This window comes from Sorangium sp. So ce1036, assembly GCF_051369805.1.
GTDB classification, from domain to species: Bacteria; Myxococcota_A; Polyangia; order Polyangiales; family Polyangiaceae; genus Sorangium; species Sorangium cellulosum_F.
This window is the reverse complement of the sequence record NZ_JBBMOX010000001.1, coordinates 6061853-6075220: the sequence shown is the minus strand read 5'-3', so window position 1 is coordinate 6075220 and position 13368 is coordinate 6061853. Positions and strand designations below refer to the sequence as shown.

Genomic DNA, 13368 nt, shown 5'->3' with positions numbered 1-13368 from the left:
GTCAGGTCAGGGCCGCGAAGTCCGTCGACGCGACGTCGTTCTCGGTGTTGAACGCGAAGAACAGCGCCGGTAGGTAGTGCGCCATCTCGCCCAGCGCCTCGACGTCGATGGCGCGCAGCTTGGCCAGGTCCAGCGTCTCGACCAGCACGCGGTGCAGTTGGGCCGCGGTCCAGGCCTGGCCGGGCACCGGCGGCACGGCCAGCAGCACGCTCTGCGGTGCGCAGGCGTCGGGCGGGTTGAACTGGAACGCGAGCGCGGTGGTCTCGTGGCGGCTCGGCACCACCTCGACCCATTCGTCGATCAGCAGGCCTGCGAGCGCGGCGGTCGGGTCGAGCGCGGTCGACGGCAGCTGCACCACGAGCGAGAGCTTGCCGGCCGGCATCGGCCTGGCATCGGCCGGCGCCAGGCCGACCCAGCGCTCCTGTGCCTGGAACGGCAGCTGCGCGACGCACAGGCGCAGCCGTTCGGCGGTGGCGCTGAGCACTTCGGCGCCGTTGAGCGCATCGGCGAAGCGCGCGATGCCGTCGCGCACCCGCGCGCTGCGCGCAAGCCAGGTGTGGCAGGCCAGCGCATCGCCGCCTTGCGCGGCGGTGCTGCCGGCCAGCGCGCTGCCCAGCTCGGCGGCGTGCGCGCAGCTGAAGCGCGGCAGCACGACGAAGTCGCCGCCGAACACCGTGCGCGCGCGTTCGAACAGGCGGTCGCGCCGCGCGCGCACGTCCGTCACCGCGGGCATGGCGGCGAGCGCCGCGTCGGCGTCGACGCGCGCGCGGCCGGCGCGCAGCAGCGCGGTGGCCTGCGCGAGCACGGCCGCCTGCAGCTCGGCGGCGTCCGTCGCGCCGACCGAGGCCGGGATCGCCCCCGGCACGCCGAAGCGCGCCAGCTCGAACATCGCCGCGCGCAGCTCGTCGATCCTCGCCGCCGCGCCTCTCGTCACCAGCGTGTCCAGCGCCTCGTGCGCGGACACGAGCGCGCTGGCCGCCCCGGTCACGCGCGCGTCGAGCTCGGCGATGTCCAGCGTGCCGGCGTCGCCGCGTTCAGGCGGCGCGAGGTCGTCGGCATCGGCCGCGCGCGCCGACGACAGCAGGCGGCGCAGCGCGCGCGCCTGCTCGATCACGTCCCGGGCGCAGCGCTCGCCGGACGCGAGATCCGCAGGACGCCCGTGCTGCAGGCGCAGGCGCGCGCCTGCCGCGAAACCGCCCGCCCGGTGGCGCGCGTGGTCCAGCAGCCACTGCTCGAGGTCGCTCGCGCCGCTGCCGGCGAGGTCGGCGTCGCGGCCCTGGCCGTCCTGCGCCGGCACGCCGTACACCACGTCCAGCGGCGTCAGCCCCAGCTCGCTGAGCGCGAAGCGCTGCGTCTCCAGCACGGTCTGCCCGGTGTCGTCGAGGCGTTCCACCGTGCAGCGCGTCTCGCTCGGATTGCCGAGCTGGCGCGCGGCCCAGGCGTTGAGCATCGGCTCGGCGGTGGCGCGCGGCGACCTCGACACCGCGGCCCAGCCGGTGGTCGCCGCGGCCTCGCCGCTCCACAGCGCGACCACGCGATGCGTCAGCGCGAGGCCGCTGCGCGGCGTGCGCGTCACTTCGAGCTCGGGCGGCGGCGCGTCGCCGCTGGACAGCGACTGCAGCGCGGCCGCGGTGCGCGCGGGGTTGCCGCGCACCATCTGGTAAACCGCTTCGGCTGTGAGCGCATCGCTCATCGCGTCGACGCTGTCGTTCAGCGCATCGAGCTCCAGCGTCAGCGCCTGGCGCTCGGCGGCCGTCGCGCTCGCGAGCGCGGGCAGCGCGAGGATGGCCGCGCGGCGCGCCGGCTGCTGCCACTGCTGCTGTAGCGACAGGCCGTCGACGACGTTGTTGGCCGCGATCGCCTCCACCGGTTGCGTCGCCGGTTGCAGCTTACCGGCCGACAGCGGCGCGAGGTTGCGGAACACGCTGATGAAGCGGTCGTAGCCGAGCTCGTGCAGGCGGCGCTCGAAGCGATAGCCCAGCAACGCGCCTAGCGGCTGGCCCTGGCGCACGCCGTCGAGCAGCCACTCCGCGTCGCGCACGCGGCGCGACGACAGGTCGATCGCGAACGGGCCATCGGCCTGCGGCACGCCACCGGCGCCGAGCTGCGCGTTGCGCAGCAGCGCGGCGGTAGCAGCGTGCGCCATCGACGGCGCGTGGATGAAGCCGCTGTCGTTGGGCGCGGCGAAGAGCGGCCCGGGCTCGCCGGCCGGTGGTGTGGCCAGCGGCGCTGTCGTGGCCGCGGGACGCAGGTTCTCGACCCAGCCGTAGCCGCCGACGTAGCTGCCCTGCGGCGCGCTGCGGCTGCGCATCTGCGAGAGCCGCTGCGTCGCCAGCGACGTGGCCCAGGCGTCGAGCCGGTGCGAAGCCAGGTCCAGCGTGCCTTGCATCAACAGCTGCAGGTTCTCGCTGTCCAGCGCGCGCAGGTGCGTGAAGCTCGCGCGCAGCTCGCCGAGCGTGCGCACCGCGGGCGTGTCGAAGCGGTCCTTCGCGATCAGGCTTTCGAGGTACTGGCGCAGCGTCTGGTCGCCGGTGACCCCCGCGACCTTCGCGTCGAGCTGGCGCCGCAGGTGCAGCGTCGGCGCGGCGCCGGTCACCAGGTCGATCAGCTCGACGTCGGTGAGCAGCGCCACGAGGTCGCCGCCGGCGCTCGCGTTGATCTGCGCCGACGCCATCGCGACCTCGAGCAGCAGCGCGTGACGCAGCAGCGCCTGCAGGAGGCTGGTGCCGGCCGCCGGCTGCAGCGCCGCCAGCTGGTCGATCGACAGCTGCAGCAACGTGCCGATGTAGTCGGGCTCGAGCTTGCGCCACGGCGAGACCTCGCCGGGCTGCACCAGCGGCGCCTTCACGCGCCAGGCGCGGTCGTCGTAGGTGCCGCGCGCCAGGCGTGGTCGCCACGGGAACCCCAGGCGCTGCACGACGCCGATGGTCAGCGCGTCCTGCACGCCGATGAAGCCGCTGGCCTGCAGGTCTTCGGCGAAGAACGCGCGCAGGTGCTGCAGGTAATGGCGGCCCAGCAGCGCGCGCGTGCTGTAGCCGCTGGACAGCGCCTCGGTGCGCATCACGTCGGCGAGATCGGCGTCGGGGTCCAGGGGCGAGCGCCGGCCGACGCGCGGCACCTCGCTCAGGCGCGGGCGCCAGACGTTATCGCGCAGCTTGATCACGAAGTTGCGCAGCCAGGTCTCGCGGGCGGCCAGCTCCGGCGCCGTGGTGGCGTCGGCCTGCCACAGGTCCAGCGACGTGACAGGCAGCACGCCGTACGGCTGGCGTCCGCAGCGCAACGCGGCGTAGGGGCCGCCGGCGCGCACGTGCTGCACGAAATGCTCGCGCGCCCACGCCAGGTGCTCCGGCGTCAGCCCCGTGCCCGCGAAGCCGACCATGTTGGTGAGGAAGTAGCCCCAGGTCGCCGGCCACAGCGCGGTGTTCATCTGTCGCGCGTCGAGGTCGTGCTGCAGGCCGGCGTTGTCCAGGCCGGCGAGCACCACGGCGCGCTGCGCTTCGGGCACGCCGAGCGCGCGGCCGAGCCGCATCGCGTTGCTGTCCGCATCGGCGGCGGGAGCGGTGCGCGCGACCTCGTTGGCGTAGCTGTCCTGCGCGCCCGGATCGTCCGAGCGGTAGCCGGCGCGCCGCTCGGCGGTGTTGTTCGACGGCGTGCCCTGGCGCACGAAGCCGAGGCCGTCGGTGTAGTGGTGCGCGTCGAGCAGACGGCCGATCTGCTCTGCGCCGGCGGCGGCGTCGGTGGCGGTCGCGACGCCGAGCACGAACAGGCTCTCGATGCCGGCGCTCATCACGCTGGCCGGCACCGCGATGCGCAGGGCCATGCCGGCGGCTTCGGCCGCGTCGAAGTCGATCATCCAGCGCATGCCGTCGTCGACCGCCGGCTGTTCGCCCTGCGCTCGCGGCGAGGCCGGGTCGAGCGGGGCGGCCTGCGGATCAGGGCCGACCGCGAGCGGCTTGGTTATCGGCTTGCCCTCGACCGCCAGCACCGGCTTGCCGTCGGACTGCACCACGGCGATCCAGCGGTCCGGCAGGAGGCGCGCTTGCGGCGCGTGGCGCCAGGCCGAATCCTGTCCGCTGGCCGCGACCGCCACGGTCGGGAACTGCGGCGGCGTCGACAGCGGCTGGTCGGCGGCGGTCGGCTGCATCGGCCGCGCGTTGGCCGGCTGCAGTAGGCGGCGTATCCACGCGGCGCGCGCGCTGCCGAAGCGTTCGGCCAGCTGGCGCCACGCGGCGGCGCGGCGCGCGTCGTCGCTGCCGGCGCGCCAGTCCTGTTCCCAGTGGTGCTGGCCCCACTGCAGCTCGGCGGGGGTGAGCTCGGGATCGTGCGCGTCGATGTGGATCTTGTCCGGGTAGATGCGCACGCGCAGCTCGCTCGCACCGCCGGCCTGCGCGAAGAAGCGCGTCTCCAGGCGCACCGGCAGCAGCACCAGCGGCTGGTCGCCGGCGCACAAGGTGTTCTGCAGCACCGGCGGGAGCTGCGGCTGCGTCGCCGCGGGGAGCGCGAAGGTGGTGGCGAAGCTCGCTCGATTGGAAGCGATGGGGAAGGAGGTGGCCATGTATTGCGTGGAGGGTGTCAGGCGGTGGGCGGCAGGAACTGCGAAGCGTGGATGGCCACGCGCATCGGCTGCTGGCGCACGATGCCGGCCATGTGCGCGGCGTTGAAGCCCCATTGCAGGCCGTTCAGCGGCAGCCCGGCCGGCGCCCCCGCGGCGACGCGCAGGTGGGTTGCCGCTCCGCGCGGTGTACCATCGTCGAGGCCGAAGCGCGGCTCGCCGGGCTGCTCCTGGATGATCACGAAGTAGCCATCGCCGGTGCCGCCGCCCGCCGCGCCGACCATCTGCTTCACCGGCACGTCGAAGCCGAAGAACGATACGTCCGGCGGCAGCGATCCGCGGAAGATCGGCGACGCCTCGTCGCTGGCCGCGATGCTGGGCATGCGCACGCCGTTGGCGTCGACCACGGCCTTGGCGGCGTAGATGAGGGCCGACGGATAGCGGCGCAAAAGCTCGCTGCGCAACAGCATCACGAAGCGCTCCGACTGCGCCGGCGCGGTGGTGTCGCCGAGCCGGCGCGCGCCCCATTGATGCAGCGGCGCGATGTCGCTCGGCACAGCGGGCGAGGTCGCGGCCCAGAAGCGGTCGAAGCAGGTGCCGCGCTGGTCGGTGGGAAAGCCGCGCCACAGCAGCTCGCGCGCCATCTCGACATTGAGCCCGACCATGTAGGCCTCGATGAAGCGGCGGTTGGTCTGCAGGCCGAGCACGGTATTGGGCAGCACGTCCTGCAGGCCCGGCAGCAGCAGGTCCTGCGACAGGTCGCGCAGCGGCTCGTACATCGGCTGCGGGAAGCGCGGCGCGGCCATCACGGTGTCGATCGGCAGCGGCGCGGTGGCCGACGGATTGACGGCCGGCGTCGCGTTGGCGCTGCTCTTCACCAGCGCCTGCGTCAGCGCGACCAGCGTGCGGCGCGGCTCCAGCTGCGCCTGCAGTCCGCTGCGCACCGCGGCCAGCTGCAGCGACGGCGCCGGCGCGGTGAGGATGCCGAGGCGCGCCGGGTTCACGCGCTCCAGGTGCTTGGCCGCGGCCTGGCGGAAGCTGTGCGCGGTGGGGCTGTCGTCCGACGGCGGCACGTTGGTCACGCCTTGCACCGCGACGGCCTGGCCCTCGGCTGCGATCCGGAACACCGGGCGACCGCGCATGCCGTTGACGGCATCGGCGGTGATGCTGCCGAACGCGGCCAGCGAGGACGGCTGAGCGATGCGCTCGCGCACGATGTTAAAGCTCGCGACGTCCCACCACGGCGCCGATACGAAGCTGCCCATCGCCGGCAGGTTGAGCTGCACGATCCAGCTCGCCTGCATGCTGCGCGTGCCGCCCTGCGCGGCCACGCGGCGCGTCAGCGGACCGCGCGCGCGGCCGATGCGGCGCATCGCAGCGCTGGCGGCTCTGGGCGGCAGCATGCTGGCCTGCACGTCGGCCACCAGCGTGCGCGAGGAGCCGCCGCCCGACGGCAGCGTTACCGCGCGCAGCCGCGCATGCACGGGCGCCGAGACGCGCAGGGCGGCTTCGTCGCTCAGGCGCGCGAAATGCCGTGCGTGCAGGCTGGCGCCGGCGGCGAGGCTGAGCTGGAGCTGGCGCAGGCGCTGGTTGGCGGCCTGCAGCTCGGCCGCCTGGTCCCAGGCCGCGGCCATCAGCGCCTCCTGATGTTCCTGGACCACGCGCGTGCCGAGCGCCGCGACCGCGCGGTGGCATGGGTCGAGGTTGAGCTCGTCGAGCCATGGCGTCGCGCCGGGCGTGACCGTGGGGCGCGCGGCGTGCCATTGCCCGTACAGCGGCGGCGCCAGCAGCGGCTCGGCGTCGGGCTGCAGCGTCTGCGCGAGGCCGGGCGCGTTGACGATGCCGGCCAGCGCGGTCTGGAAGGCCTGTCCTTCGGCGGCGGTCCAGCCGGGCGGCGGGGCGCCCTGGTTCAAGGGCTCGAGCGCGCCTTCCAGCGCGAGTGTGCGACCGGGCTGCAGCGCGCCCTGCGGTTGCGTGCGGAAGCCGGGCTCACTGACGTCCATCGGCCGCGTGCCGAAGCCCGCGGGCGCGGGCCGCGCTCGCAGAAGCCGCACCATCGACTCGAAGTCGCCGCGCGCACCGGTGCGGAAGCGCCAGTGGTGATAGACCGGCAGGCGCACGGCGGCCGGCGGCGTCGGCGCGAGCGACCACGCCGGCTTCAGCCCGCTGGCCGCGGTGAGGTCGGCCTCCTCGATCTCGAGCCCGAGCCCGAGCCCGACCTTCATGCCGAGCTCGAAGGTCGGCACCACGCAGGCCAGATAATCCGTGTGTGCCGTCAGGAGCCGCGGGCACAGCAGGCGCGACAGCGACTGCTCGGGCCGTCCGGTCAGCGCGCCGCGCACGTCGGCCGGCGTCGAGGTGCCGCTGGCGACCTGCGCATGCGCCCACGCCCAGCACTCGGCGAGGTCGGGCAACTCGTCGGCCGGCACGGCCGGCGCGTTGATCTCGAGCACCGGCAAGGCCGGGTCGACGCTGGCGGCGCGCAGGTCCACGCCGGCCTGCACGCGCACGACCACCAGGCACAGCCACGGCCTCAGGCGCCCTTGCTTGTCGGCGCTCGCGGGCGTGAACAGCCACGGGAAGTCGGCGCGGTCGAACTCGATCGCGGGGAAGTAGTTCGGCTCGAAGTCCGCCGTGCCGGGCGGCGGGTCCATGCGCACGATCTGGCGCACGTCGAGGCCGATCACGTCGGCCGGTCCGCGCAGGCGCAGCGCCATCGCCTGCGGCGATGCGCCGTTGACCGCGAGCTGCGCGTTCAGCGTGGCGGCGCCGCGCATGTTGGCGCCGAGCGTGTCGGGAATCGCGAGCGCGGCGGCCGCGCCTTCGCGCACCCACGGCAGGAAGCTCAAGAGCGCCGGTGTCGTGGCCATCAGGTCACCTCATGGGCTGCGACGAGCTGCCACTCCACCGTCGCGCGGTTCAAGGCGCCGAGCGCGGCGCGCTGTTCGCTGTACGTCGCCGCCGTGCCGGCGCCGGGGTTCTGCGTGCTCGCGTCGTCGACCGAGGCCACCAGCCAGCGCAGCGGCTTGACCTGCACCGCCTGCGGCGCCTGCGGGTCGGTGAAGCGCGCGCGGCCGGTGCGGCGCACCGGCGCGTGTGCCACCGCGCTGTGCCTGACCTGCTCGCTCAGGCGCTGCGGCGGTAGCGGGTACGCCGCCCGCGGCGGGCGCGTCGACTGGCCGGCGGCGTCGATGATCAGCGTCTCGTAGGTCAGCGGCGAGCCGACCACCATCGCGTCGTCGATCGCCACCGCGCCGCTGCCGAAGGTGACGCCGGCCGGCAGCGTCTCGAACGACGGGCCAGCGAGCTTCTCGTCGTCGCTCATCCGGAAGAACTGCGCCGGCGCGAACTGGTCGGTGACCGGATTGCCGGGCTGCGCCGCTCTGCCCGAGCCGAGCGACGCCGTCAGCGTGAAGCGGCGCGGGCCGCTCACCGGCGCGCCGCCGAAGAGGTCGATGTCGCGCGTCGTGTTGAGCGGCACGACCTGCTGCTTGACCGTGATCAGACCCAGCGGGTCCAGCACCGGCAGCGCGCCGCCGGCCGGCAGCGCGCGCAGCGTCACGCCGTGCTGCGCGAACGCATCGCGCTGCGTGGTCCAGCTCTGCGGATCGGCGAACGCGCGCTGCAGCTGATCGAGCACGTTGACCGCCGGCGGCAGCGGCGGCTTCTCGCCGCGGACCAGCGTCTTGTCGAAGCGCACCGAGAAATCGCACCACAGGATCTCGAACGAGGCCTTGCCGCTGATGCGCAGCGGCCGCGGCCCTTCGAGCTCGCCTGAGACGCTGACCTTGAACAGGTTCCGCGAGCCGCGCTTGAGCTGCACCGACGCGCGGAACTCGGCGAGGAAGTGGAACGGCACCAGCTGCACCAGCACGTCGAATCCGACGTCGCCCTCGACGCTGAAGCCGATCGCCGCCGCGTACAGGTGTGCGCGCGCGCCGAACTGGATGGTGTTGGACGTGATCGCGAAATAGGCTTCGCAAGTGAGGCGCGGGTTGTCGCCCGCCGACAGCGCGATCGCGATGCGCGGGAGCTTGGGCACGTTGGCCGGCGCGGCGAAGCGCGGGTTGAAGCCGCCCACCGCCATCACGAAGCCGGCGCGCGGGCCGCCGGTCCAGCGCGCGCGCAGCGCCATCGCGCCGGTCATCGGGAAGCGCTGCGCCAGGCGCGAGTCGACCAGCACCGCGTCGATCTCGGCGCTGCCCTCGTCGAGGTCGAGCAGGCCCATCGCGTCGAGGTTGAGCTGGATCAGCGCGTTGTCGCGCGACGGCAGCAGCGATTGCACGCGCCCGAGCGCGATCAGGCGGTGCCGCGCGCCGAACTCGTAGATCAGCGCCAGATCCAGCGTCACCAGGGTCGGCGAGGACCAGCCGATCTTGGCGAGCAGGCCCAGCAGGTAGGCGCCGCGCCGCGCGGGGAACACGGTGGCGAGGTCGCGCACCAGGTCGGTCGATTGCGCGACCGGATCGCGCGGGAACAAGAGCGTCGACAGCGTGTTGTTCTGAAGGCCCTCGCGCAGCGCGGTCTCGTTGAAGGTGCGGTGCACCGCGACCATGCCGCCGATGCCTTGCAGCGTGAAGCCCATGCCCAGCGGCACCGGACGGAAGTTCTCGGCCGTGATGAACACGATCATCGAGTAGCCGCGGCTGCCGTCGGGCATGCGCGTGGCGACGAGGCCGAAGGCCTTCAGCGTGATGCGGTCCTGCAGGCTCAGCTGCAGCGCGCCGGCGTAGAGCGCGCGCTCGCGGTCGTGGAACAGGTAGCCGCCGCCGGTCAGCACGCCGTGCGCCTCGACCGTCAGGCCGATGCCGGCGGGCGGCCTGAAGCCGAGCGCCAGCGCGGCGACGCCGAGGTTGCCGCCGCGCGCCGGGAACGTGAGCGTCGCATCGACGCCGACGCGGTCGACCACCGCGCGCACCGGGCCGATCGAGAGGCCCAGGCTCGCGCTGAGCTCGGTGCTCACCTGGCTGTCCTGCGCATGCAGCGCGATGTGCAGGTGCGACAGCGTGAGCCCACCGACCGAGATCCGCACCGGCAGCGTCGCTTCGAGCCCGCCGCTCCCGCGCAGCGTCAGGCCCGCGTCGCTGGACCATGCGAGGCCGAGGTCGACGTCGGCGCGCAGGCCTTGCGCCGGCAGCACGCTCGCGAGGAAGCCGTCGGCGTCGCCGGGCATGATGACGAGCGCCGCGCGCGACACGTCGGCCGCGAGCGACAGCGACTGCTCCTGCGGCGACAGCGCGGTCCTGGCCGCGAGCTGCACGCTGCCGAGCTCCACGCGCGTGCCGTCGGCGGCGCCGAACACGTAGGCCGGCGTCGTGTCGCCGGTCGGCGTGCTGGCGCTGATCTCGGCGCCGATCTGCGCGTCTTGCGCGAGCAGCGTCAGACCATGACGGCCCCAGGCCACCGTGTCGACCTGGCCCGTGAGGCGCGTCTGCAGCTGCCAGCGGCCGACCTGCTTCGTGAAGGTCAGCGCGCCGAACGGGCTGACGACCAGCCCGAGATCGCCGAGGCTGGCCGGCGACAGGGCGACGACGACGCCAGCCTCGGGCTCGTCGCTGCGCAGCCCGCTCACCGCGTAGATGACCATCGCGCGCCGCATCAGCGGCGCGCTGGCGCCGAGCCACGCCTCGCCTTCCGGCTCGATGCCGTAGTGGCACACCACGCCCAGCGCGCGCAGCACCTGCACGAGCTGCGGGAAGAGGCGGTCCGCCATCGCGTCGGCGTCGGCGTCGGTGGCCAGCGCGTTGACGTAGCGCGCCTTCAGCACGGCCACGGGGTCGCGCAGCAGCGCGGGCAGGCGGTCGAGACGCACGCGGTCGATCTTGACCGGCGCGCGCGCGGCCTCGTCGCCGCTGCGCAGCACCGCCGGGCGCTCGGGGCGGTCGGGCTCGGCCTCCAGCAGCGTCAGCAGCGCCATCACTTCGCGCGCCAGCGGATGCCGCATCAGCAGCCAGGTCTCGAACAAATAGTCGAGCAGGTCGCGGCCCAGGCCCTCGATGGTGCCGACGCCGCCGCCGAGGTCGGACACCGCATCGGCGATGTCGAACGCGCTGCCGGCGATCTGCAACGCGGCGCGCGCGGCTTCGAAGTCGAGGTCGTCCTGCGCCGCCAGCGCCTCCAGCTGGGTGCGCAGGTCCTGCACCGCGCTGAACGCGGCGACCGGGCCCGTGACCTCGGAATCGTGAACGCCGAGGCGCTCCAGCAGCTGCTGCATCCGCTCGGGGCTTTGGAGCGCGCTGGTCAGAGGGTCCACGATGCTGGCCAGCTGTCCGGCCATCGCGCGCAGCAGTGAGCGCGAGCGGCTCATGGCAACGGCCTCAGCTCAGGATACAGCGGGTCGTCGGGATTGAGGCTGCAGACGTAGGTGGTGAACCGGTCCAGCATGATCTTCCAGTCGCGCCAGCGCAGCGTGTGCAGCGCGTGGCGCGCGGCGACGTTCGTGGGGCTCCAGTCGAACGTGATCTCGCCGATGTTGTTGACGCCGACCACCTCGCGCCGTGTCACATTCGCGCGGACGAACTTGCGGTAGTTGCTGGTGGCCTTGTGGAAGGCCTCGGCGGCGCGCTGGCGGTCGGCGGCGCTGTTGCCGGTGGGCATCGGCGGAATCGGCGGCGGCGAGGGCGGCAGCGTCGACTGCTGCACGGCGAGCAGGTAGTCGAGCCGATAGCTCCAGTCCGGCGTGACCTCGGCCCTGAACCCTAAAGGCAGATTCCAGATCGAATAGGTGCGCGGGCCTCTGATCACGACCGGCTCGTACATCTCGATTTGGCCCACTTTGTGCTTGATCGAGCCCACGCGCGTAGTCACGCCGTCCGGCAGGTTCCAGCCGAGGTAGCCCTCGGGCTTGTTGCTCGGCACCAGCCAGCCGCCGCCGGTGGGCGCGTAGTCGTAGCCGTCGTCGTGCATGCCCTCGGTCTTGTCGTTCTGCTTGCGCAGCGAGCTGCAGACCATCTGCGCGAACACCACGTTCACCGGCTGCGGGCTGGCCTTCGGATCCTGGAAGCGCGTCCTGCCGCGAAACAGCAGGCGCGACGTGAAGCTCGTGTGCACGTCGCCCGACAGCAGGATCACGCTGCCGTAGCGCTTGCCGTCCACCAGCGGAAGCCGGTCGCTGATCGCCCGGAAGAGCCGGTCCGTCGCGTTGCGCGGCATCTCCCACGATTCGTAGAGGTCGGGGGAGGGGTCATGCTCGACGAAACTCGACGAGCGCTTCGTCAAGCGCGGATGGCGCGACGCCGTGCGGATCGGCTGCGCGGCGGGCGCATTGGTGGTCAGCACGATCAGCAGCATGCGGTCGCGGGTGTCCGGCGCCATCGCGATCTGGTCGCGTAGCTGCGAGGACGGCAGCAGGTCGCCGCCGTCGGACGGCCCGCGCGGGTACTCGCGCCAGGTGCGCGTGTCGGTCACGATGATCTGATGGCCATCGCCCTCGATCGTGTAGTTGTAGGTCAGCGAGATCGGGTCGTGGAACAGCCCCTTGTTGGGACGACCGCGCAGCACGCTGTCGTCGTGGATGCCCAGCAGCGAGCGGATTGCGGGGCTGACGCTGTCGTAGGCGGCGGCGCTGCTCAGGTTGTCCAGAAGCATCAGCAGCTTCTCGCCGGGCGGGACGCCGGTAGGGGTGCGGAACTGCTCGGGCGCGTTGCCCCAGTGCTGGCACAGCGCGTACGCCGTCAGGCCGTTCTGCACGATGCGCAGACCCAGCGGGCTGCCGTAGACCTTCGCGCAGAAGTCGCGCGTCATGTTCCAGTCGTCGGTGACCTCGTGATCATCGAAGATCATGTAGGTGGGGATGTTGGCCAGCGCGCGCCGCACGTTGTCCTTGATGGTGCGGCCGAAGCCCGCGATGCGCGCCGTCTCGGCGTCGACGCCGGCGGCGCTGGCCGTGTAGAGCTGGAACGTCCCGCTGAGCAGCACTTGGTTGTCGTTGCTGTCGAAGCGCGACGAGAAGAACGACTTGATCTCGCTGAACGAGGGCAGGGTGACCGGCGACGCCGGCCACAGCACGTCGGACCAGACGAACAGGTACATCGCCAGGTATTCGCCGAGGCCGATCAGCTGGCCGCGGAAGTCCACCGACGTGAAGCCGGCGTCGTTCTGCGTGATGTGTCCGCGCAGTCCAGGGTGCATCTCGGTCACCTTGCGCCGCGCGTTGGAGCTCGGCACGTTGCAGACGATCTCCTCGGTCCAGCCGAGCAGGGCGTCCGACGCGTCCATCAGCATCATCGACATCGCGAAGCCAACGTCGTCGGCGTAGATCTGGTCGCCGGTCAGCAGCAGTTGGTGAGGCCGCGCGTACGGGTTGTCGGCGCCCTGAGCGATCAGCCCGTCGAGCATCGGCAGCGCGTCGGCGCCGTTGCCGTGCGGGATGCGGCACGAGCCGTGCATGATGCGCAGCCGGTTGATGTCGGCCGGCGGCAGGCAGAAGCTGGGTTTGTCGAACGGTGCGTACGCGAGGTTCGCGCTGTGGGTCGCGAGCGCCAGCGACTGGCTCTGTCCGTCGTCGAACTCGAAAGACAGGTCATAGCGGTAGACCTTGCCTTCCACCAGGTGGTCGGGCGCCGGCGGCTTGGGCGTCGCGGTGACCGCGACGATGTGCAGGTTGGTGCCGATCGCGACAGTGTGCCCCTCGCCTTCCATCAGGCGGTTGTCGAGGTTCGTGTCGAGCACCTTCAGGATGACCTTGCCGGGCTTGCGCAGCGCCACCCACACCGTCACGGTCCTGGGCGTGACCTTGCGCAGCATCGGCCCGGCCAGCACGCGCGGCCGCGCATTCAGTCCTGTCGTCGGGTCCTTGAGGGACTTCCATGCCATCG

General features: G+C 72.7%; 4 protein-coding genes. All 4 read right to left on the bottom strand.

Going from position 1 to position 13368, the window contains the following annotated elements:
• Position 1: 1 nt before the first annotated feature.
• From WMF31_RS22925 to WMF31_RS22910, 4 genes are read right to left on the bottom strand one after another with little or no spacing between them, the layout of a single operon-like run.
• Positions 2–4555 carry a hypothetical protein gene (locus WMF31_RS22925; protein WP_436603985.1) on the bottom strand — a complete coding sequence of 1518 codons (4554 nt, stop codon included), beginning with the start codon at positions 4553–4555 and terminating at the stop codon, positions 2–4.
• Positions 4556–4572: 17 nt separating this feature from the next.
• Positions 4573–7422: a hypothetical protein gene (locus tag WMF31_RS22920; protein ID WP_436603984.1), complete on the bottom strand. Its 2850-nt coding sequence runs from the start codon at positions 7420–7422 to the stop codon at positions 4573–4575.
• Positions 7422–10859, bottom strand: a complete 3438-nt coding sequence (locus WMF31_RS22915) for a DUF6603 domain-containing protein (RefSeq protein WP_436603983.1) — start codon at positions 10857–10859, stop codon at positions 7422–7424. The genes WMF31_RS22920 and WMF31_RS22915 overlap by 1 nt, the downstream gene beginning before the upstream one ends.
• Complete coding sequence (locus WMF31_RS22910) at positions 10856–13366, bottom strand: hypothetical protein (protein WP_436603982.1); 2511 nt, start codon at positions 13364–13366, stop codon at positions 10856–10858. Before WMF31_RS22910 ends, WMF31_RS22915 begins: the two co-directional genes overlap by 4 nt.
• Positions 13367–13368: the final 2 nt, after the last annotated feature.

Bases quoted from the DNA above. Each gene is read 5' to 3' on its own strand.
- WMF31_RS22925 (WP_436603985.1), bottom strand. From the start codon at position 4,555: ATGGCCACCTCCTTCCCCATCGCTTCCAATCGAGCGAGCTTCGCCACC.
- WMF31_RS22920 (WP_436603984.1), bottom strand. From the start codon at position 7,422: ATGGCCACGACACCGGCGCTCTTGAGCTTCCTGCCGTGGGTGCGCGAA.
- WMF31_RS22915 (WP_436603983.1), bottom strand. From the start codon at position 10,859: ATGAGCCGCTCGCGCTCACTGCTGCGCGCGATGGCCGGACAGCTGGCC.
- WMF31_RS22910 (WP_436603982.1), bottom strand. From the start codon at position 13,366: ATGGCATGGAAGTCCCTCAAGGACCCGACGACAGGACTGAATGCGCGG.